The 20,891-nt window shown below is 71.2% G+C and carries 23 protein-coding genes; 9 read left to right on the top strand and 14 right to left on the bottom strand.

The genetic code is table 11. The features are described from left to right. Positions 1-43: 43 nt before the first annotated feature. From INP57_RS28545 to INP57_RS28535, 3 genes are all read right to left on the bottom strand, one after another. The gene (locus tag INP57_RS28545; RefSeq protein WP_200073475.1) at positions 44-355 is read right to left on the bottom strand and encodes a hypothetical protein; all 312 of its coding nucleotides are present in this window, start codon (positions 353-355) and stop codon (positions 44-46) included. Positions 356-541: 186 nt separating this feature from the next. After that, positions 542-1,588 (bottom strand): glycosyltransferase family 2 protein, encoded by a 1,047-nt coding sequence (locus tag INP57_RS28540; RefSeq protein WP_200073474.1) that lies wholly within the window; start codon positions 1,586-1,588, stop codon positions 542-544. Next, positions 1,588-2,739, bottom strand: a complete 1,152-nt coding sequence (locus tag INP57_RS28535; RefSeq protein WP_200073473.1) for a class I SAM-dependent methyltransferase — start codon at positions 2,737-2,739, stop codon at positions 1,588-1,590. The genes INP57_RS28540 and INP57_RS28535 overlap by 1 nt, the downstream gene beginning before the upstream one ends. Before the next feature lie 502 nt (positions 2,740-3,241). Between INP57_RS28535 and INP57_RS28530 the strand changes: the two genes are divergently transcribed. Further along, a complete protein-coding gene (locus INP57_RS28530; RefSeq protein WP_200073472.1) occupies positions 3,242-3,862 on the top strand; it encodes a helix-turn-helix transcriptional regulator in 621 nt (206 codons plus the stop codon). 28 nt (positions 3,863-3,890) lie between these two features. On the opposite strand, the gene INP57_RS28525 is transcribed toward INP57_RS28530, so the two are convergent. The 6 genes from INP57_RS28525 to INP57_RS28500 are packed head-to-tail and all read right to left on the bottom strand — an operon-like array spanning position 3,891 to position 8,122. Continuing rightward, the gene (locus INP57_RS28525) at positions 3,891-4,268 is read right to left on the bottom strand and encodes a YebY family protein (protein ID WP_200073471.1); all 378 of its coding nucleotides are present in this window, start codon (positions 4,266-4,268) and stop codon (positions 3,891-3,893) included. Continuing rightward, positions 4,268-5,149, bottom strand: a complete 882-nt coding sequence (locus tag INP57_RS28520; protein WP_200073470.1) for an ABC transporter ATP-binding protein — start codon at positions 5,147-5,149, stop codon at positions 4,268-4,270. The genes INP57_RS28525 and INP57_RS28520 overlap by 1 nt, the downstream gene beginning before the upstream one ends. Beyond that, the gene (locus INP57_RS28515) at positions 5,125-5,964 is read right to left on the bottom strand and encodes a hypothetical protein (RefSeq protein WP_200073469.1); all 840 of its coding nucleotides are present in this window, start codon (positions 5,962-5,964) and stop codon (positions 5,125-5,127) included. The genes INP57_RS28520 and INP57_RS28515 overlap by 25 nt, the downstream gene beginning before the upstream one ends. Continuing rightward, positions 5,961-6,602, bottom strand: a complete 642-nt coding sequence (locus INP57_RS28510; RefSeq protein ID WP_200073468.1) for a hypothetical protein — start codon at positions 6,600-6,602, stop codon at positions 5,961-5,963. The genes INP57_RS28515 and INP57_RS28510 overlap by 4 nt, the downstream gene beginning before the upstream one ends. Before the next feature lie 3 nt (positions 6,603-6,605). Then, positions 6,606-7,544 carry a hypothetical protein gene (locus INP57_RS28505; RefSeq protein WP_200073467.1) on the bottom strand — a complete coding sequence of 313 codons (939 nt, stop codon included), beginning with the start codon at positions 7,542-7,544 and terminating at the stop codon, positions 6,606-6,608. Further along, positions 7,541-8,122 carry an RNA polymerase sigma factor gene (locus tag INP57_RS28500; protein WP_200073466.1) on the bottom strand — a complete coding sequence of 194 codons (582 nt, stop codon included), beginning with the start codon at positions 8,120-8,122 and terminating at the stop codon, positions 7,541-7,543. The genes INP57_RS28505 and INP57_RS28500 overlap by 4 nt, the downstream gene beginning before the upstream one ends. 309 nt (positions 8,123-8,431) lie before the next feature. Between INP57_RS28500 and INP57_RS28495 the strand changes: the two genes are divergently transcribed. The 7 genes from INP57_RS28495 (at position 8,432) to INP57_RS28465 (ending at position 16,518) form a co-directional block, all read left to right on the top strand. Continuing rightward, positions 8,432-8,605: a gallidermin family lantibiotic gene (locus INP57_RS28495; protein WP_200073465.1), complete on the top strand. Its 174-nt coding sequence runs from the start codon at positions 8,432-8,434 to the stop codon at positions 8,603-8,605. A 67-nt stretch (positions 8,606-8,672) separates the two neighbouring features. Continuing rightward, a complete protein-coding gene (locus INP57_RS28490) occupies positions 8,673-11,861 on the top strand; it encodes a lantibiotic dehydratase (RefSeq protein WP_200073464.1) in 3,189 nt (1,062 codons plus the stop codon). Further along, complete coding sequence (locus INP57_RS28485; RefSeq protein ID WP_200073463.1) at positions 11,858-13,261, top strand: lanthionine synthetase C family protein; 1,404 nt, start codon at positions 11,858-11,860, stop codon at positions 13,259-13,261. Before INP57_RS28490 ends, INP57_RS28485 begins: the two co-directional genes overlap by 4 nt. Further along, on the top strand, positions 13,234-14,232 hold the full coding sequence (locus INP57_RS28480; RefSeq protein WP_200073462.1) for an ABC transporter ATP-binding protein: 999 nt from the start codon (positions 13,234-13,236) through the stop codon (positions 14,230-14,232). Before INP57_RS28485 ends, INP57_RS28480 begins: the two co-directional genes overlap by 28 nt. Continuing rightward, positions 14,216-15,040 carry an ABC transporter permease gene (locus tag INP57_RS28475; RefSeq protein WP_200073461.1) on the top strand — a complete coding sequence of 275 codons (825 nt, stop codon included), beginning with the start codon at positions 14,216-14,218 and terminating at the stop codon, positions 15,038-15,040. The genes INP57_RS28480 and INP57_RS28475 overlap by 17 nt, the downstream gene beginning before the upstream one ends. A 7-nt stretch (positions 15,041-15,047) precedes the next feature. Continuing rightward, positions 15,048-15,971: a DUF6895 family protein gene (locus INP57_RS28470; protein ID WP_200073460.1), complete on the top strand. Its 924-nt coding sequence runs from the start codon at positions 15,048-15,050 to the stop codon at positions 15,969-15,971. Continuing rightward, a complete protein-coding gene (locus INP57_RS28465) occupies positions 15,964-16,518 on the top strand; it encodes a hypothetical protein (protein WP_200073459.1) in 555 nt (184 codons plus the stop codon). Before INP57_RS28470 ends, INP57_RS28465 begins: the two co-directional genes overlap by 8 nt. Before the next feature lie 40 nt (positions 16,519-16,558). Here INP57_RS28465 and INP57_RS28460 read toward each other — a convergent pair whose 3' ends face one another. The 5 genes from INP57_RS28460 to INP57_RS28445 form a co-directional block, all read right to left on the bottom strand. Then, positions 16,559-17,263, bottom strand: coding sequence for an ABC transporter ATP-binding protein (locus INP57_RS28460; protein ID WP_200073458.1), 705 nt, complete (start codon positions 17,261-17,263; stop codon positions 16,559-16,561). Then, positions 17,263-18,018: a lantibiotic immunity ABC transporter MutE/EpiE family permease subunit gene (locus tag INP57_RS28455; RefSeq protein ID WP_200073457.1), complete on the bottom strand. Its 756-nt coding sequence runs from the start codon at positions 18,016-18,018 to the stop codon at positions 17,263-17,265. Before INP57_RS28455 ends, INP57_RS28460 begins: the two co-directional genes overlap by 1 nt. 78 nt (positions 18,019-18,096) lie before the next feature. After that, the gene (locus INP57_RS28450) at positions 18,097-18,855 is read right to left on the bottom strand and encodes an ABC transporter permease (RefSeq protein ID WP_200073456.1); all 759 of its coding nucleotides are present in this window, start codon (positions 18,853-18,855) and stop codon (positions 18,097-18,099) included. Between the two features lie 131 nt (positions 18,856-18,986). Continuing rightward, the gene (locus INP57_RS30170) at positions 18,987-19,214 is read right to left on the bottom strand and encodes an SAM-dependent methyltransferase (protein WP_255520987.1); all 228 of its coding nucleotides are present in this window, start codon (positions 19,212-19,214) and stop codon (positions 18,987-18,989) included. Then, positions 19,211-19,864, bottom strand: a complete 654-nt coding sequence (locus INP57_RS28445; protein WP_255520986.1) for an SAM-dependent methyltransferase — start codon at positions 19,862-19,864, stop codon at positions 19,211-19,213. Before INP57_RS28445 ends, INP57_RS30170 begins: the two co-directional genes overlap by 4 nt. 245 nt (positions 19,865-20,109) lie before the next feature. Between INP57_RS28445 and INP57_RS28440 the strand changes: the two genes are divergently transcribed. Continuing rightward, positions 20,110-20,484 (top strand): hypothetical protein, encoded by a 375-nt coding sequence (locus tag INP57_RS28440; RefSeq protein WP_200073455.1) that lies wholly within the window; start codon positions 20,110-20,112, stop codon positions 20,482-20,484. Positions 20,485-20,891 lie beyond the last annotated feature (407 nt).

Raw genomic sequence — 20,891 nt, 5'->3', positions numbered from 1 at the left:
CACCAACCTGATCAGCGGAGGAGCGGAACGAAGCTGCTGGAAGTTACCAGATCCGCTTGGGATCGCAGTGGCGCTTGTAGTGTCCCTGCGGCACCGGGACGTTGCGCTCAGCGTCGGTGATGGCTTTGTCCTTGGTGTTGCCCACGCCGTCGGCTCGGTCGTAACCGATGACGTGGTTGTCGCTGATGCGCACGATGTGGCACTGCACGGTCGCGTGCCAGGTCTTGCGGACCCCGATCTCGGTGGCCGGCGCCGGTTGCGCGGTGCCGGTCGCGGCAACGGCGGTCGGCACGACCAGGCCGCCGAGCGCGCAAGCGGTGACGCCGGCGATGAACATGCGGCGAAGAGCCGTCACGGAAATCCCCTCCTCGGGAATCGTTGCGGGAACGTCGGGCGGTCGACCCGATCGCGATCCGAGCCTGGCACCGCGGATCACCCGGCACACCGGTTCGCGCGGCCGTTGGCAGGCTGTTGGCAGGACTGCCGCGGAGCCCGCTTCGGCGTGCTCCGCAGGTGTGCGCTCGGCCGGGCGGAACGTCGTTCAGAGCGCACCGGTCGATGCCTGGGCGCGCAGTTCGCGCAGCAACCGCAGCTGCGCGGGGCAGCGGCGGGCCAGCAGCTCCCGGATCCGGCCGCGGTGCTGCGGATTCAGCACCGCCGTGGGCAGTGCGAGCACGAACCCGCCCGCGTGCGGGACGGTGACCAAGCCGTGCAGGAACGAACCGGCCTCGCCGGAAGCGAGCTTCGCGCGCACCGCTTCGAGCACGTCGACCCGCCGCACTTCGGGCGGCCGGACGCAGCGCGCCGAATCCCAGAGGTCGACGTACCAAGCTTCCGTGTCGGCGAGGTACGCCGCTTCGGCCCGGGCGCGGCCGTGCTCACCGGCGAGCAGGTCGCGCACCCGGTCCGCGTCCCGTTCCGCGCCGGTCTTGGCCAGCCCGATGCTGTGCCGGGGGCTGAACAGGTGCCGCCTGCTGCCGTCCTCCAGCGTCAGCACCGAAGTCCGGTCCGCTGCTACCGCGAAGTCCACGCCCCGCTCGGCGAGCCGCGTCCACAAGTCCCAGTCCTCGAACCCGGCCGCGGCCGTGCTCCAGCCGCCCGCCTCGGCGACCAGTGGGCGCACGTGGCCCACGCGGGACGGTTCGTACATCGCGTTGAGAACCTGCAGTTCCGGGTGCCAGACGGAATCCAGCACTCCGGAGCGGTGCCGCACCCGTCCGGACGGACCCACCCGCACACATCCGGTCCCGGCCAGCGGCGCACCGGCTTGGAGCATTCCGAGCAGGACTTCGAGGTGGTTCGGGAGCCACACGTCGTCGTGGTCAAGATAAGCCACGTACGGAGCCGACGTGGCCGCGAGACCCGCGTTGCGCGGCCCGCCCGGGCAGCCGTGGTTCGCCACCCGGAGCAGTCGCACCCGCGGATCGCGCACCGCCCGGACGACCTCGTCGGTGTCGTCGGTGCTGCCGTCCGAGACGACGAGCAGTTCCCAGTCCTGCACCGTCTGCGCCAGCACGCTTTCCACCGTCGGCAGGATGGCCGCGGAGCGGTTGAACGCCGGGCAGATGACGGCGATGCGCGCGGCCATCAGGACTCCGGCTGGGTCCGGGCCAGCCAGGACGGCGCGCCCGGCTCCAGGTTGAGCCCTTTGTCCAGCACCGCCAGGTTGTGGTGGAAGTGCACCCCGGCGATCTGGGTGTCGGTCGTGCTGCTGCTGCGGGGATTGCGCTCGGTCAGCTCCTGGTGGTTGAGACCGTCCACCAGGTCCTTCAGCAGCCCGATGGTGGTGTGCGGATCGCAGGTGGACTGCTCGCTACCGCCGAAGCTCGGCCAGTACGCCGTCTGCAGGTCCTCGATCACGTACTTGCCGCCCGGCCGCAGCAGCGGGAACAGCGCGCGGAACGTGCTGAGCACGTGCTTGTTGATGTGGCTGCCGTCGTCGATGATGATGTCCGGGCGGCCGATCGGCTCCACCGCGCGGCTCAGCGACCCGGGATCCGCCTGATCCGCCAGCAGCGTCCGGATGCGTCCCTCGTCGTGTGCGCTCTTGTCGACGACGTCCAATCCGTACACCAGCGCCCGCGGGAAGAAATCCCGCCACATGCGCAGTGATGCGCCCCCGCCGGTCGGGTCCTGGTAGCCGCCCACCCCGATCTCCAGCAAGACGATCGGCTCGTCCCGCAACGGCTCGAAGTGCCGCTGGTAGTGCGGGGTGTAGTTGTGCAGCCCCCACTTGTCCGAGCCGTGGTGCGCGGCCAGCGCGCTCAGGTCCCGGTCGTCGCGACGCTCCATTGCCGCGAGCAAGCGCTGCACCACGCGGAACGCGGCCGGTGGGGAGTGGAACGCGGTGAAGTCGTCCGCGTCCCGCCATTGCACGGAACGGGTCGCCGCGCTCGCACCGGAGGGCGAGACGGTTCCGCGGAGCGCTTCGGCGAGGTCCTGGGTGATGACCGCGGCCGCCGCAACCGGATGTTCGCCGGACGGACCGAACGCCCAGCCGGATCCGTTCCGCCGCACGACCAAGTCCCGGTGCACCGTCTCCGCGCCCGCTTGCAGGCACAGCCGCACGATCGTGTCCTGGTCGAACTCGGAAAGCTCGGACAGCCGCAGCCGCGGGCGGATTTCGTCGAGCAGGAAGTCGACGGCCGGGCAGGCACCCGCTGCTGCGATCGCCCGCTCCAGGTCGTCGATTCCCAGCGTCGCGGCGCGCACCAGCGTCCGGGCGGTGGCGAAGTCCATCGTCGCTTCCTCTCCTTGCACCGCTGTGGACAAACCGGTGGCCAGACTCGCATCGGACCGGCTGCGGGAAAGCCGGTCGACACCCGGATGGCAGTTCTTGGCAGTTCCGCGCGCATTGCGGCGCGGTGCAGCCGGAGGTGCAGATCCGAAGGATCGGGTGCACGGTTTCGCAACCGAGGGTTCGAGCGCATGCGCCGAAAACGGCCGTCCGATCAGCGAGCCGTGATGGATCTTGCTGTGCTAAGGTGACGGCGTTCAGTACCACCTGGGGTTATTCGGAAGGCGCGCTTCGGCATACTGGGGACCTTGCCGCGGCTGCGCCTGGCCATGATTTCTTGTGCTCGACTGGGGTGTCGCTGTGGGGAGAACGAATGAGCTCGATTGTCCGCGCCCGGCGAACGGATTCGACGCGCGCGCGATCACGCACTTGCCCGCCGACGGACCGGCCAAGCGCCGGCCGCAGGCCTGTGCGCAGCACCTTCCCGGATGTCTTACCGCTCGGGTGCACGCGCACCTGAAGGCGCTGGTATCCGGGATGGTGGGCACCTTGCCGTTGCCCGAGTTCGGCTTCGCCGTGGAGTTCTTCGAGGCGTCCGGAGTGGAGGCGCTGGCGGACAACGGGAATCCGGTGTTTCTGCCCGCCACCAGCGAAGACCAGGCCGCCTGCATTTCGAATCTGCGGGACTGCGGGCATTGGCTTTCACCCGTGGTCGCGGTGGTGCACGACTACAACGGGCACCAGACGTACTCCGCCATCAAACACGGGGCATCCTCGGTGTTGAACCTCGCGATCCCGGTCGGTGCCCAGCTCGAGGCCGTGCGCGCCACCGCCATCAACGCGGGGAATTCGCGTGCCGATGCGGACACCCGGGTGAGCAACGCGCTGATGGCGCCGTACGAGCGCGCGGCCGGATTCGCGGGCGAGCCCACGATGGACGACGAAGAGCTGGACCGGCTCAAGAACATGCTCTGCAGCGAGGAGACCGTTTCCGCGATAGCCCGGCGGTTCTTCTGCTCCGAGCGGACGCTGTACCGGCGGATCCGGATGCTCTACGACAAACTGCAAGTTTCCAGCCGCGCCGAACTCCGCTCGTTGCTGGCCACCAGCCGGCGTGCGGGCTGACGAGCGGCGCAGCGCGGAACCGGCCGCCTCACCGCTGCTCGGGACAAAGTTTCAGGGTCTTGCTGCGCAACGCGCCGAGGCTGATCTTCTCGCTGCCCTCGCCCTGGGCGCGCAGCGGCTCGATGCTGGGGTGGTGCCGCTCGGCGCGCTCGTTGAGCGCGTAGGAGCGGCCACCGGGATCGGTGAACACGGCCTCGTTGTCGCCGACGCAGGTGAGCACACCGCCGGGCACGGTCAGCGGCCACAAGTGCCCCATGTTCGCCGCGCTGATCGGCTGCTCGCCGTTGCGGGCGGGCGGCATCGGCACCGGTGCACCCGCCTCCGCGGTGCCCTGGCCACCGCCACCGCACCCGGTCAGGGCCAGCGCCGCGGATCCCAGCAGGACCAGCTTCGTCAACGTCCTCATCAATTCACCGCCATCTTGTCGGAACTGTTGCGCACCAATGCCGCGTAGCCGTCCTCGAGCGACGGTTCCACCTGCCGCGCCCCCGGAACGGGGTTCTCGCTGATCACGCGGTATTCGGTGCCTTCGGGGCCGGCGACGGCGTTGACGACCGTCGAATCCGGTGGAACCGGCCGTCCCGGTGGCACCAGGTAGGTGCGGCCGGACGCCGCGGAGGTCAGCCCGGCCGTGCTGCCGTGGTAGGCGACCTTGCCGTCGCCGAGCACCGCGACGTTCGGGCAGCTCTGCGCCACGTCGTCGAGGATGTGCGTGGACAGGATCACGATGCGGACGCCGGACAGCCCCGCCAGCAGCGCGCGGAAGCGCATCCGTTCCTGCGGATCGAGTCCGGCGGTCGGCTCGTCGACGACGAGCAGCTCGGGATCGCCCAGCAGTGCCTGCGCGATGCCGATCCGGCGCTTCATCCCGCCGGAGTAGTCGCCGATGCGCTGCTTCGCGTGCTGCCGCATTCCCACCTGCTCGAGCAGGTCGTCGGTCTGGCGCCGGCGTTCGGCCCGGTCGCCGATGCCCTTGAGCAGCGCGACGTAGTCCAGGAACTCGGCACCGGTCAGCTCCGGGTACAGCGAAAGTTCCTGCGGCAGGTAGCCCAACATGCGCTTGACCGCGTGCACCCCGGAACGGGTGGACAGATCGTGGCCGCCGACCGCGATGCGGCCGCTGGTCGGTTTGAGCACCGTGGTCAGCAACCGCATCAACGTGGTCTTGCCCGCCCCGTTCGCGCCGAGCAGGCCGAGCATTCCTTCGCCGATCTCGAGGTCGAGCCCGTCGAGCACGCGAGCGCCACCCCGGTAGACCTTGGTCACTGCGCTGAGCGAGACATCCATCGTGCCCTCCGGTTCGGAACTCGGGTACGTGCGTTCAGCCGGATCGCCGCGACCGCGAGGAAAACCGCGCTCGCGGCGAGCGTGCACAGCACTTGCGCCGTGGCTGTGGCGCTGTGCACTTCTGGGCGCAGCGCGCCGCTGAGGCCGTAGGTCGCGGACGCGGGTGACGCGTGCAGCCATGCTGCGGCGGGGTACCGCGCCAGCGGGGAAAGCACCGTGCCGGTCGCGGTCGGTACCGGCAGCAGCATCGGGTTGAGCACCGTCGCCCACAGCCAGAACACCGCCGTGAGCACGCGGGCGGCCGCAACCGGCAGCAGCACGCCCAGCATCGCGGCGAAGCTGCTCAGCATCAGGCTCGCCGGCAGCAGCACCACCACGATCGCCAGCAGCCCGGCGCCGACCGCCGCCGGGGCGCCCGTGCTGATCGAGGTCACCACGACCAGCAGCAGGAAACCGCAGACCGGTGGCACCAGTGCCACCAGCAGTGAACCGAGCAGCGAGCCCGCCACGCGCGCCGGGATGCCCGCGGCGGTGGCGTCGAGCAGATCGGTCAGCCCGCTGCGGCGGTGCCCGGCCAGTCGTCCGGCGAGGCCGACCGCGATGCCCAGCGTGCACAGCAGGCTGAACACCAGCGAAGTCTCGGCCACCCGGCGAACCGGGTCGCTGGCGCCGACCACCCGACCGGACGTGGCGGCGAGCAGCAGCGCCAGTGCGGTCAGGGGCAGCAGCGACCACCACAGCGCCTTGGTGCGCAGCGCGATCAGCGCCTCGTAGCGCGCGGTGGCGAGCACCGTCCGGACTCCGGGCGCGGTCATGACCCGGCCCCGCTGCGGGCAGCGCCGAGCACGTCGGCGCCGGAGTCGAACCGGCGCAGCGCCAGCGCGAGCGCGGCGCAACCGACGCAGGCCGGTACCAGCAGTCGCGCGGCGCCGTCGCCGAGGATGCGGTCACCGAGCAGCAGCTGCCCGAGCCATACCGCGATCATCGCGGTCGATGCGGCCGCCGCGGACGAGGACGCTGCGCCCACCAGCGCGCCGATGCCGACGAGCAGCACGGCGGAGCACAACGCGGCGGCCGCGTGCCCGAGCACGCTTGCGCCTCCGCCGAACGCGGCGCAGAGCACCGCAGCGGCCACGACACCGGTCAGCACCGCACCCGCCGCGATCCCCAGCCGGCAAGCAGCCGTGCGCACGTAGCGACGAGGCAGCGTCTCGTGCAGCTCGCGCAGCGGATCGCCATCCGCGACCGCCGCGGCGGGAAGCGCGACGAGAACCGGCAGGACCTCGCCGAGCAGCAACGACTGCCATCCGGCCAGCGAGGACGCGATGCCCACCGTGATGCCCGCCAGCGGCGGCACCGCGAGCACCGCAGGACCGCAGCGGCGCATTTCGTACCGCGACAACGAACGCATACCCGGTACGTAGCGCCGCCGCTCGATGCGGTTCACGGCCATGGTTCAGCTCCCCTCCCGGCGCGGCCCGAACCGGGGGAACCGCATCCCCAGCACCGCGATCGCCAGCAGGGCCAGCGCCAGCGCGACCACCGCGGGCGAACTGGTCCACAGCGTCGAAACCGCCGGGCGCAGGATTCCGCCCAGCCCACCGGCTTCCGGCAGACCGCTGGACGAACCGAGCAGCCACACCAGCACGCCCGCCAACGTGCCGGTCGCCGGCGCGTGCGCGACCGCGAACACGAGGGCGACCCCCACGGTCAGCAACGCCTGCCCGAACCAGCTCGCCAGGACACCGGCCAGGCTCGGCGACCCGCCGAACACGTGCACCGCGACCGAACCGAGCACCGCGAGCAGCACGTCGAGACCCAGCACGCCCACCACCCGGCAGACGAACACCGTCGGGGGTGCGATGGGCAGGCTGAATTGCAGCTCGGTGCGCGGATCGCGCCCACCCGAATACGTGGTCAGCGCCCCGGCCAGCACGATCAGCACCACGGCCGCGCCGAAGGCGTGTTCCCGGAGCCCGGCCGAGCTTTCCGGCAGCGCCGTGGCGAGCACGACCGCAGCGGCGAAAGCGAACGCGCTGGCGGGCAGCAGCAGGCGGGGCAGCAGCGCCAGCTGCGCCCATACCAACGCGGCCGTCAACCGCAGGAGCTGCTTCCCCCGCCGCTCGGGCGCGCCCCGCGGCGCCGGTTCGCGCTGCGGGCCGGTGCGGGCCTGGTTCCCCGGCAACGCGGCCCGCACGTGCTCGAACGAGGGCACCGCCAGCTCGCGATCCTCCTCCGCGGCCAGCACTTCGCCCGCGGCGGTCAACCGCGCCATGGCAGCGACGCCGTCCGCGCACCGCGCGCATTCGCGGAGGTGGTCCGCGGAGCGCACCCGGCCGCCCGCGGCCTGCTGCCGAGCCGCCTCGAGGACTTCGTCGGCGTCCAGGTGACTCATCGCCTGCTCCCTTCCTGCGGTGGCCGATGGCTGGACTCCCAGTGCGTGCCCTGCGCCAGTTCCCGTTTTATGTGGGACATCCGGCTTTTCACGGTGCCTACCGGCACGTCGAGCACTCCGGCGATCTCGCGGTAGGACAGCTGCTCCACGAGCACCAGGTCCAGCACCTCCCGCAGATGCCGGGGCAGGTCCCGCACCCGCGCGAGCACCTGCTCGAACTCCATGCCCGCGAGCACCCGGTCCTCCACGTCCGGGCCTGCCTGCGGCACCTGAGCCGCCGCGTCCAGCTCCGCCGTGCTCAGCGCGGCGCGGCGCAGCCGGTTGTGCGCTTGCCTGCGGGCCACGCCGAGCAGCCAGGCGCGGGGCGCGCTGTCACCCCGGAAGGCTGCCGCGGACTGCCATACCGCCAGCCAGGCTTCTTGCAAGATCTCCTCGGCTTCGGCCCGGTTCGTGGTCAGCCGCCCGATCAAGCGCAGCATGGAACCCGCGTGCTCGCGGTAGAGCAGGCCCAGCGCCTCCTCGTCGCCTTCGGCGACGCGCGCCAGCAGCCCGGCCGAGTGCGTGCCTGCCTCAGTCACCTTGTTTCCCATCGCCTCCGGTCTCGAGCGACCAGAATCCCTCAGTGAAGGTACGTAGCACCGGCATTCGCGAAGGTTCACGGCGACATCCACCGTTTTCGAACTTCCGGGCGGCGGACGGCGGCCGCAGATCCGCCACGGGCACTGCCAGTTCTGCCATTCCGGCCCGGATCGGTTGCCGCGGCGAGATCCGGTTGCTGATCTGAACGGGCTGCACGCAACCGGGTCTGGGGCCGGCACCGGCCGGGAGTGCAGCCGAATCCGATCAAGGTGCCCGCCGGGCACCACCGATCCATCACGGAGGTAACCATGTCCGCTGCTACGGACCAGGCCGTCGCCGAGGCCGAGGTCGACCTGTTCGACCTCGACCTGGAGGTCGGCTTCGAGGCCACCATGGCCAACCCCGCCGTCACCAGCGTTTCGTACTGCACCCCCGGGTGCACCAGCGAGGGCGGCGGCTCGAACTGCAGCCACTGCTGCTGATTCCGGATGCCGCCGGGGCGAGTTCCGCCCGCCCCGGCGGTTCCGCCCGCGAGTCGAGGAGTCCGGGATGGACGATCCAGCGCACGCCCAGCCGCTTCGGGAAGACCTGTTCGCCGCTTGGGATTTCTACCTGCTCCGCGCCCCGCTCGGTGCCACCCGGCCGCAGCTGACCGGTGCGGAAACCGACGCCGGTGCCCAGGCCGCGTGTTCGCGGCTGCTGCGGCGAGCGGTCGAGGACGAGCACCTGATGGAAGCGCTGGCGCTGGCCAGTCCCAGCCTGCGCGGACTGCTGCTTCGAGTGGCCGCGGGCGACGGCGGTGCGGTCAAACCGGCTCAGCTGCGGCGGGCCGCGTTCGCGGTGCTGCGCTACGACCTGCGGATGCGCACCCGGCCGACGCCGTTCGGCTTGTTCGCGGGCGTGGCTTGCGGTGATTTCGAGGCGGACGTCGATGCCGGGCGGTTGCCCCGGACACCGGCGCGCGGCAGCCAGCGCACCCGCACTCAGGTCGACATGCAGTGGTTGCTCGGGGTCGTGCAGGAGCTGGAGACCCGTGCCGTCGAGATGCCCGCGCTGCGCGTGCACGCGCATCCGGCGCTCGTGGTGCGCGGCGATCGGGTGGTGCTGGACTGCGCATCGACCTTCGGGGCGGTTCCCGGGCGTAACAGCCGTGCCCGGGTGTCGGTGCGGTACAGCGCACCGGTGCGCCGTGCGTTGGAGCTCGGGGCCGAGCCCGTTCGGCTCGGGCAGCTGACCGAACGGCTGGTGGCGGAGTTCGGCGAGCGTGCCCGCGAGCGCGTGCGCGGGCTGCTGAGTTCGCTGATCGCGGAGGAAGTGCTGCTGACCGAGCTGCGCCCGGCGTTGGACGGTTCGGACCCGCTGACCCGGCTCTGCGAAGTGCTGGACGCCGCGAACGCCGCTCCGGTGGCGCAGCGACACCTGGAACTGCGCGAACTCGCCGATCGCATCGCCGCCTACGACCGCATCCCGGCCGGGTCCGGGGCGGCCGCGCTCGCGGACACCGTCGCCGATGCGCAGCGCATCCACCAGCACCCCACGCCGCTGCACGTGGACGCCCGGCTCGCCGGGAGCACCGCCCTGCCCGCAGCGGTCGCCGCGGAGGTGGCCGGTGCCGCCGAGCTGATGTGGCGGACCTCCACCCCGAAGATCGGTTTGCACGCGTTGCGCGACTACCACGCGCAGTTCTTGGAGCGCTACGGCACGGATCGGCTGGTTCCGCTGCTGGACCTGCTGGACGGCAACGTCGGCCTCGGGCCCCCCGCCGGCTATTCCTGGCCGAACAGCGATGTCCCGGATGCGCGGACCGAGGCCGAACCCGACCGGGACCGGGACCGCCTCCTGCACCGCCTGCTCGCGGACGCGCTGCGCAGCGGCGACCGCGAGGTGGTCGTGGACGCCTCGACCATGCGCGCGCTGTGCCGGGGTGCGGCCGAGCCCGCGCAGGTTCCGAATTCGTGCGAGGTGACCGTGCAGGTCGCGGCCCCTTCCGCGGAGCGGTTGCTGGACGGCGAATTCCTGGTGTCGCTGTCGCCGAGCCCCGGCTCGCACCACGCGGGCTCGACCTTCATGCGCTTCGCCGGTGCCCTCGACGCGGACCACGAGCGGCGGTTGCACGAGGAGTCCTCGGCGTTGCCGACGCACGTGGCCGGAGCGCTGCGCGCGGACCTGGCTTTCCTGCCCCGTTCCGGGAAAGCGGCGAACTTGGCGCACACCGCGCCCGACACCGGGCACCGGATCGGCGTCGGCGTGTTCGACTCGCCGAGTGCCGCGGAGATCCGGCTCGGCGACATCGGTGTCGGCGCGACGCTGGAACGGCTGTGCGCGGTGCACCTGCCGACCGGACGGGAGCTGACCCCGGTGCTGGCGAACATGGTCAGCGCCCCGGCGCAGGCTCCGAACGCCGCCCGGCTGCTGTGGGAGATCGGCCTGGAAGGCCAGCGGTTGTGGGAACCGTGGAAGTGGGGCCGGTTGGCCGATTCACCGTTCGTGCCGCGGATCCGCTTCGGCCGATTCGTGCTGGCCCCCGCTGTGTGGCGGCTCGACGACGTGCGCGAAGCGGCTGCCGGGCGCGACCCCGCGGAGGCGGTGGCGCGGTGGCGCGCGCGCTACGACGTGCCGCGCCACGTGCTGATCGTGAGCAACGACCAACGCCTGGGCTTGGACCTGGACGACCCGTGGCACGTCGAGCTGCTCCTGGAAGAGGTGCGCAAGGACCCGGACCTGGTCGTGCACGAGGTGGCCGGTGAGCACGAGGGCTGGCTGCACGGCGAACTCGCCGGGCACGTCGGCGAAGTGGTGGTGCCGCTGCGGCGACGCGACCCGGAGCCCCGCCGCGCGGCCACTCCCGCCTACCGGGAGCCGCGCGAGCGCGCGCACGGTCCGGGCGGCGAATGGCTCTACCTGAAGCTATACGGCACCGCGCGGGGACAGGACGACCTGCTGCGCAACCGGTTCGGCGCGCTCGTCGACACGGCCCGCGAACTCGGCGCGGACCGGTGGTTCTTCCTGCGCTACACCGATCCGGACGGGCACCACCTGCGGCTGCGGTTGCACGGTGAACCGCACCGGTTGTGGTCCGATGTCGTACCCGAGCTCGGTCGCACGTTGCTGGACTGGCAGCAGGAGGGCCTGCTGCGCACGCACCGGATCGACCAGTACGACCCGGAGCACGAGCGCTACGGCGGGATCCGGTTGGCGCCCGCCGTCGAGCGGCTCTTCCAGGCCGACAGCGCGGCCGCGATCGAACTGCTGAGCCTGGCGGCGGATCCGGAATGCCCCTACGACCTGGACACCCTCGCCGCGATCTCGGTCGCCGCACTGGCCGAGGCGTTCGGCCCGCCCGGGACCGATCCGGGCGCCGGTGCGGCGGAGTTCTGGCTCGGTCGCACCGGGACCCGCCGCGACCTGCCGAAGCGGTATCGCCGCTCACCCGCGTACTGGGCGGGCCTGGTCGATCCGGCAGGCGGTAGCACCGGGCTGGCGGCAGCGGTGTTCGGCGCCAAAGTGCTCGGCCACCTGCGAGGGCGCGACGAGCTGGTCACATCGGTGCGCGCGGAAATGGACCGGCAGCGGGTCGACGGCGACTGCCGGATCGGGGAAGGACGTTTCCTCGGCAGCCTCCTGCACATGCACTGCAACCGCTTGTTCGGCGGTGACAGCGCGCGCGAACGAGAGGTGATCGCGCTGGCCAGAGGAGCGGTGCAGGACAACGCGAACCGAAGGAGGTTCACCGGATGAACGTCCGGACGGAGTCGGCCGCACCGATCGCGGCGGCGGACCGGGACCGGGTGGACGAGGCCGTGGCGGTGGTCGCGGACAAGCTCGCCGATCCGGACCGGGTAGCGGCGGTCGCCGGCCGCGACGACAACCGGGATCCGATCTACGGGAACGTGATGTGGGCGCCGGTCACGTTGTCCAACGGCTGGCCGGGAGTGGCCGCGTTCTACGGCGAACTGGCACGGCGGGACACCCGGTGGCGCGCGACCGCGCACGAGCACCTGTCCCGTGCGGCGGAGGCGTTGCCGAGCACGCCGCACCGCGGGCTGTTCGCCGGCCCGGCGGCGTTGCTGGCGGCCGCGCAGGCCGCGGCGGCGGGCAGCGGTCATTACGCCCGGATGCGGGCGAAACTGGCCGGCCGGTTGGCCGAGCTGGTGCTCGCGCAGGTCGATCACCTGCGGGCCCAGCAGGGCGCCGGGGTGGATTGGTCCGGGTACGACCTGATCAACGGGGTTTCCGGTTCGGTTCGGGTGTTGCTGGAATCCGCGCGCGATCCGGCCGAGTCCGGTTCGCGGGTGCGCGAAGCCCTCGATGCCGGGCTGCGGCACCTGGTCCGCTGCACCGAACCGATCCATGTCCGGGGACACGAGGTACCGGGGTGGTGGGTGCCGCCGGAGGCGCAACCGACCGACCGCGATCGTGCCGACTACCCCGAGGGCGACTTCAACCTCGGGCTGGCGCACGGTGCGCCCGGCCCGCTCGCGGTGCTGTCCCGGGCGGCGTCGTACGGCTACGAGGTGCCGGGGCACCGCGCTGCGATCACCCGCACGGTCGAATGGCTGCTGCACTGGAAGCTGACCGATGACGCAGGTCCGTACTGGCCGTGCCGGATCGGACTGGCCCAGCAGATCGCGGGCCCGAGCGAGCTGACCCGCCCGATCACCCGCACCGCCTGGTGCTACGGGGCACCGGGCGTCGCGATCGGGTTGCACGCGGCCGGTACCGCGCTGGACCGGCCCGAGTGGACGGCCGAAGCGGTCTCCGCGTTGCAGGCGGCACTGCGGCGGGACGAGGCGGAGTGGGCCGTCGACGGCCCGACGATCTGCCACGGATACGCGGGCCTGTTGGCGATCTGCACCCGCGTCGGGGTGGATACCGGTTCCGCCGAGCTGCTCGCCGGTACGGCCCGGTTGGTGCGCTCGGTGCTGGAACTGGGCGATGATCGGGCGGAATTCCACTTCCCGCACCTGATGCGCTACCCGGGCGGGCAACGCAGCGACGGACGCACGCACAAGGCCGTGGACGTGGCCGGATTGCTCGAAGGGGCCGCCGGTGTGGCCGCCGCGCTGCACGCCGCAGCGCATCCGGACGACGACGAAGGGGGTGCACCGGTATGGCAGTGGTGCCTCGGACTGCGGTGATGGACCGGACCGGTGCGGACGCCGGCCCGGTGGCCGCGCTGGAAATCGACCGGCTGGTGGTGCGCTACCCGTCGGTGCTCGCGGTGGACGAGTTCAGCTACTCGTCCCCGGCCGGGCAGGTCACCGCGCTGCTGGGCCCCAACGGGGCAGGCAAGTCCAGCGTGCTGGGAGCCGTCAGCACGGCGGTGCCTTGCGAGTCGGGGACGATCCGGATCTTCGGACGGGACATCCGGCACGACGCCGTCGCCGCCCGCGCCCAGCTCGGGCTGGTCTTCCAGGAGCGCACGCTGGACAAGGACCTGTCGGTGTACCGCAACCTCTGGTTCCACGCCCGGCTGTTCGGGATGCGGAGCAAGGAGTCCCGGCAACGGATCGATGCGGTGCTGGACAGGTTCGGGCTCGCCGATCGGCGTTCGGACGCCGTCCGGAACCTCTCCGGGGGGTTGGCGCGTCGCGTGGAGGTCGCGCGGTCGTTGCTGCACGGGCCGGGATTGCTGGTGCTGGACGAGCCGACCAACGGCCTGGACCCGGAGGCGCGCGCGAAGGTGTGGGACGACCTGCGGCGGATGCGCGACGAACTGGGCGTGAGCATCCTGTTCTCCACGCATTACATGGACGAGGCCGAAGTCGCCGACGAGATCGTCATCATCAGCGACGGGCGGCTCGTCCGCCGGGGTTCCGCCGATCAGCTCAAGCTCGGTCTGGCCAGGTCGAGCGTTTTGCTGCGCACCCAGGACGATGCGGTGGCTAGCGCGAACCTGGTGGCCGCGGGCTGGCGGGTCTCGCCGGATTCCGGTGCTCTCCGGGTCGATTGCGCGGAACCCGAGAAATCGATCGCCGAGATCGTCGGGTGCGCTGGAACCGGCGTCGTGGAAGTGCGCGCCGTGCACCCGACGATGGACGACGTCTACCTGTCCGCCACCCGCAGCGGCGGTGCAGGCCCGGGAGGTGGCGATGACGAACTTGCTTGAGCGTCCGAGCGGCAGCAGCGGGTTGGGCGAGCGCGCGGCGGTGGGCGCGTTCCGGTCGATCGGTGTGATCGCGCAGCGGGATCTGATCCGGCAATTGCGCAACCCGGGAATGCTGGCGACGCAGGCGATGCAGATGGTCTTCGTCGTGGTCGTGTTCGGCGTCGGCTTCAACAGCATGATCGCTCCGGACGGGGGATTGCCGTTCAGCGCTTACGTCTTCCCCGGGGTGATAGCCATCCAGATCGTCACCGTCGCGATCAACTCGGGACTCGGCTACGCGTGGGATCGGGAGTTCGGGGTGCTGCGCGAGATGCAGGTCGCACCGACCCCGAAGGTGTGCCTGCCCGCGGGCAAGATGGTCGCGACGGGGATCATCGTGTGCGTGCAGAGCGCGATCATGCTGCTGCTGTCGCCGTTGTTGTCGGTTCCGCTGACGCTGCGCGGATTCCTCGGTGCGACGCTGGCTTACACGGTGGCCGGCATGGTGTTCTCCGCGATCGGGTTGTTCCTGGCGACCGCGATCCGCCGGGTGCAGACGCTGCAATCGAGCGTGGCGCTGCTGATGTTCCCGATGCTGTTCCTGTCCGGCGCGGTGTTCCGGCCGGATCAGCTGCCCAGCTGGCTGACCGCGGTCGTCGGGGTGAACCCGATGAGCTACGCGGTGGACCTGGTCCGGCACGTGCTGCTCAACGCCGCCGGCGAGCAGGTGCCGGGTGGTGGGCAGGCGAATCCGCTTTTCGACCTGGTGCTGCTGCTGGCGTTCGGCGCGGTGGCCGGTGTCGCGGTCCGGCTGCGCGTGGGCAGGTGAGCGGGCGGTGACCGGCTCCGCGGAGCGAGTGGCCGAGCACGGGCTGCGCTGGCTGGAGAACAATCTGGAGTGGTTCGAGCCCGCGCGCTGGGAACGATTCCTGCCACCCCGCAGGTTCCGCGCCGCCCCGCTGCTGGAGCTGTTGATCCTGGTTCGCCTGTTGCGCGGCGGCCCGCACGCCGAACGGGCGGAACGGATCGGCACGGCCGCGCACCGGGTGGCCGAGGCCGTCTGCGCGGAAACCGGATTTCACGACGAGTTGAGCCGGGGCGGACCGGCCTTCGCCTACCACGCGCATCTCGTCGCCCTGCTCACCGATGCAGGACGCGCTCCGGCCCGCGCGCGTTCGCTGGTCCAAGCCGTGCTGGACACCGGGACCGGTGAGCTGTTCGCCGCCGACCGGCCCGCGCTGAACCGCCTCGAACTGCGCTACGTCCTCGACCTCGGCGGCTTCGACCGCAGCGGGTACCGGACGGATCAGTCGCATCGGAACAGCGTGCTCACCACCCGGCAAGGGCCGTTGTCCTTCGCCGACGACGAGGTGTACGCGCTGACTCACGTGCTGTTCTACCTGTCCGATTTCGGCTCCCGGCCGGTGTCCGGATCGGACCTGGCGGATCGGGAGAAGGCGGGCCGCACGGTGTCGGTGCTGCTCGGTGCGTGCTTGGCGCGCGACGACCTGGATCTGGCGGGGGAGCTGCTGCTGTGCGCGGACATCCTCGGCGTGCACTGCCGCGGACTCGTCGAGCACGGGTGGCAGCGGATCGCCTCGGCGCAGCGAGCGGACGGCGCGGTGCCGAGCCCGCTGCACGACTCCGCTGTGTTGTCCAAAGTAGACGGTGATAAGCGGGCGGCGTACCTGTTCGGCACCTGCTTCCACACCACCATGGTGGCCGTCATGGCCGCCTCCGGGAGGGCGTCCCGTGGCTGATCACCGTGCTCGGTTGCTCGATCGGCTGAGCGCGCTGCGCACGTCGCTGCACTCCGCCGAGGGGCGAGAACCGGCGCTGGGCAGGCGGTTGGCCGACGTGGCGCTGCGCCGTTGTCCGCAGGACCCCGAGCAGGTCCTGCCGATCCCGGCGAACGGTGCCGTCGAACTCGACTGGTCCTCGATGCTGCACACCGGTGACGAGTACTTCGCGGACCAGGTGACCGGAATCGCGCTGAGCTCCGAACTCGCCGGCGAGCTGCGGGAACGGGTCGTGCTCGCGCTGGAAGCCCGGTTGGTGAACGCGGCCCGTGCGCAGGACTCGCACTCGCTGGCGGTGCTGCTGCGGGCGGCGCTGGTGGCCGGGGCGGGCGAGACCGCAACGATCCGGCAAGGCATCGGCTTGCTGGTCACCGCACCGCCGCCCGCCGCAACCGATGCGGATGGGGCGGCGGCGACGGTGCAGCACGTGTGGGCCCTGGCGGAGGCTTGGCGGCCCGGCACGACCGGGAGCGCGCTCCGCCCGCGCGGTGCGCGCCCCCGCGGCTGAGATCCCGCTTCCCGCACCGGCGGGCGGCTTCCCCGGCGCCCTACTTGGCGGCGCCGTCGATCAGCCGGAAGAACGCCGCCTCCAGGTCGTTGTCGTCGGCCAGGCCGTGCAGCGGACCCTGGTAGCGCATGGTGCCGGAGACCAGCACCGAGATGCGGTCGCAGATCTGCGCCACTTCGTAGAGCTGGTGGCTGGAGATCAGCACGGCTCGCCCTTCGTCGGCCAGCGAGCGCAGCAACGCCCGCATGTCCCGGATTCCGACCGGGTCGAGACCGTTCGTCGGTTCGTCCAGCACCAGCACGCGCGGATCGCCGACCAGCGCGATGGCGATTCCCAGCCGCCAGCGCATCCCCAGCGAGTACTTGCCGACCTTGCGGTCGGCGTGCTCGGCCATGTCCACCTGGCGGAGCACTGTGTCCACTCTGGACTCCGGGACGCCGCGCAGCCGTGCGTGCACCAGCAGGTTCCCCCGGCCGGTCAGGAACGGCCACAGGCCGGGGTGGTCGAGCAGGAAACCCACGTCGTGCAAGGTCTCGGCCTGCCGCGGCCTGCCCCAGACGGACACGTTCCCGCTGTCCTGGCGGCGCAGGCCGCCGATGATGGACAGCAGCGTGGTCTTCCCGGCACCGTTGGGTCCGATCAGGCCGGTGACCGAGCCGGTGGGGACGTCCAAGGAGACCCCGCGGAGCACGGGGGTGCTGCGGTAGCTCTTCACGATGTCGTCGGCGGCGAGTGCGGTGCTCATCAGATCTCCTTGCGTCGTAGGACCATGCAGGACAGCGCGGTGGCAGCGGCGGCGAGCACGACCGACAGCAGCATCGCGGCGAACGCGGGCCCGAGGTCGGCCAGCGGGCTCCCCGGTGGCAGCGCGACCCCGTTCGCCCGCACTTGGCCGAACGGGAGCATCGCGCGCAGCGGCCAGCCGAAGGGGTTGAGGAACCAGAAGGCCTTGTCCGCGGTCAGCATCCCCGCCAACGCGCCGACGACGCCGACGGCGATGGTGGTCGCCATCCCGGCTGCGAGGGTCAGCAGCAGCATCAGCCCGGCGATCCCCAGCAGTGCCACCCACATCGCGGCGGCGCCCGCCAGTGCGTCCGCGGGAACCGGGACCCCGCTGTTGATTCCGCCGATCCACAACGCGAGGCCGAGGATGAGGCTGGGCACCGCGGTGATCACGGCCAGCGAGGCCATCTTGGCGAGCACCAGGCCGTTGCGCGCTACCGGTGCGGCGAGCAGGAACAGCCAGGCCTCCCGGTCCTGGGTGACGGCGATCCCGACGAGCAGGGCGATGAACGCGGGAAGCAGGCTTCCCCAGCCGGTCAGCGTCATACCGCGGTACTCGGGCCAATCGGCGCCGAGCGCGGTCGAGACGACCATGGGCAGCGCGATCACCAGCGGCGTCAGCGACATCAGCCACACCAGGGAGCCCCGGCGTGCGCGGTAGAGCTCGGTGCCGATGATGGTGCCGAGCCCGGCGGTGTTCCGGGCAGCGATGGACATGGCGGTTCCTCCCGAGGATCTGCGGCCGGTAGGGGTGGATTGCGCGGGTGGCCGTCCGCGCCGGTTCTGCGACGGCATTCAGATCTCCTTGCGCCGCAGGACGACGCAGGCCGCTGCGGTGGTCGCGGCGGCCAGCGCGAGCGACAGCAGCATCGCCGTGAGAACCGGCCCCGTGGCGGCCAGCGGGCTGCTGTCCGGGATCTCGACGCCCACCAGCCGCCTGCCGAACGGGAGCATGGCGCGCAGCGGCCAGCCGAAGGGATTGACGAACCAGAACGCCTTGTCCGCGGTGAGCAGCCCCGCGAACACCCCGACGACTCCGGCGCCGACGGTGACCGGGAAACCGAAGCTGATCGCCAGCAGCAGCAGCAGGCCCGCGATCCCGAACAGCGCCACCCACATCGCGAGCACTCCGGTGAGCGGCCCGGTGGGCAACGCGAGGCCCGCGAGCAGCGCACCGGCGCACAACGCGATGCCGAGCACGAGGCTGCCGAGCGCGGTGACGACCACCAGCGCGGCGGCCTTGCCCAGCACCAGGTGGTTCCGCGAAACCGGCGCGGCGAGCAGGAAAAGCCACGCGTCCCGGTCTTGGCGCACGTCGAGCCCGACGGCCAGCGCGGTGACGGCGGGCAGCAGGCCGCCCCAGCCCATCAGCGCCAGCCCCTGCCACTGCTCCCAGTCACCGCCGAGAGCCGTCGCGAGCAGCATGGGCAGCGCCAGCGCGACGGGGCTGAGCAGCATCAGCCACAGCAGTGGCCCGTGGCGCGCGCGGTAGAGCTCGGTTGCGACGACGGTGCCGAAACCAGCCGTGGTTCGCTGCGCGGTGCCGATCGACATGCGACGTCCTTCCTTCGTCGTTCGGAAGGTACGTAGCCGCGTCGGCGCCGCTGGTTCACGACCGATCCGCGATGACCGCAGCGAGTGGGTCAGCGCATCAGGGCTTGCGGGGCATCAGGGCTTGTGGGGCATCAGGGCTTGCGGGCGATGCCGCCGAATTCCCAGATCTTGTTCTCCAGCTCGGGGCGGGCGGGGATCTCGTAGTCGAACAGGGCGTCGGTGTGCATGGCCGGTTCTTGCTCGCTGGGCCGCCAGCGGGTGATGTTGACCAGTCCCGGATCAACCACCTCGAGCCCGTCGAACAGGGCGGTGACTTCGGCTTCGGTGCGGACCCGGCCCCACGTGGTCTGCTCGTTCATGAACCGGGTGAGGAATTCCGCGGCGTCGGCGTCGTCGCTGACCAGGTGCGAGACATCATCAGGTAGCTCCCGGACGGCACCGCGTCGAGCATGGTCGCGACCGCCTGCCGCGGCTCGGCTTCGTCGGGCAGGCAGTGCAGCACCGACACGTACAGCACCGCCACCGGCTCGTGCGCGAAATCGATGAGCCGCCTGGTGTCGTCGTGCTCGAGGACCGCCGCGGGCCGGGCCATGTCGGCCTGGATGACCGTCGTGCGCTGATCGTCGGTGAGCAGCGCCCGCCCGTGCGCGAGCACGACGGGGTCGTTGTCCACGTAAACGACGTGCCCGCCGGAGTTCTCCTGCTGCGCCACTTGGTGCACGTTGAGCTGGGTCGGCAGGCCGCTGCCGAAATCGATGAACTGCCGGATTCCCGCCTCGCGCGCCAGGTATCGCACGCCGCGGCCGAGGAAGGCGCGGTTGTCCCGCGCCGTGGTGATGATGTCCGGAACGCCTTGCAGCATCGCGTACGTGGCGTCCCGGTCGACGCGGAAGTTGTCCTTGCCGCCGACCGCGTAGTCGTAGATGCGGGCCACGCTGGGAACCGAGGTGTCCACCTCGGGCGGTAGCGACGACGGTTCGCTTCCGGGGGTGCGCTCGGGGTCGTCCATGCTGATCTCGGCCCATCTGACGGTGCGGCTGCGTCCGGGCGCAGCTCCCGGGGGTCAAGATCATCTTAGTCGATGTCCGAGATCCCTGACAGGGTTTCGCGCGGCCTCCGTCCGGTTGATTTCGCAACCATTGCTGAGTTTTCCGCGCCGCCGCAACGTTTTCGTGCGGGTTTCTCCGCCGGGACATCCCCGGTTCGATCCGAAAATGCCCACGCGGGGCGGCGTCGACTTGTACTCTCGCGTCCGTGGATCCGTTCGCCAGTTCAGCTCCGGTCCTGGTCACCATCGGGGACATCGCTTGCACGCAGGACGAGGTGATCACCCCGTCCGGCCGCGCGCCGATCGTCGGCACGACGTGGACCTTCACCGACATGTCCCGGACCAACAGCGGGATTCCCGCGTGGGCCATCGTGTGCGCGGTGATCTTCTTCCTGTTCTGCTTCCTCGGACTGCTGTTCCTGCTGGCGAAGGAAGAGCGCACCGATGGTTCGGTCCAGGTGACCGTGCAAGGTCCGGGTCTGCTGCACACGGTGCAGATCCCGGTGTTCGCCCAAGCGGCCGCCATGGACTTCAACGCCCGCGTCAACTACGCCCGCTCCCTGGCCCACCAGCCCTTCTGAGCCACCGCCCGCGTCGAGAGCCGGCGCTGCACTCGGATCGCCGCGAGGACGATCAGCTCCCGGGAAGCGCTGCCCGGACGTGCTCACCGCCCCGCCGCGCGGGATTCGGCCACGAACTTCCTTCAGGTCGGGCGCGATCCGCCTGTCACCCGACGTCGCCCCAGGACGTTTTCGCCGTTCGCAAATGAGTGTGGCCGCCGCTGCACACCGCGAACACCCTCCCGACGCGGTGAGCAGCATCCGCCGCTTTGCGCTCAAAGCGTGTCGTGGTTTTGGGTTCGTTGATCGGCTGGTTCGTGACCAGCCGGTGCGGAGCCGACCCAGCGCAACCACCGCACCGTGGGGCCTGCGGGGGCTCGGCCCCCGCAACTAATACAACGGGCCACGGCGAATCCGCAGCGGCGGTG

Origin of the sequence: Saccharopolyspora galaxeae (assembly GCF_016526145.1) — a bacterium.
GTDB classification, from domain to species: domain Bacteria; phylum Actinomycetota; class Actinomycetes; order Mycobacteriales; family Pseudonocardiaceae; genus Saccharopolyspora_C; species Saccharopolyspora_C galaxeae.
The sequence above is the reverse complement of the archived record's forward strand: the minus strand, read 5'-3'. Positions and strand labels throughout refer to the sequence as shown.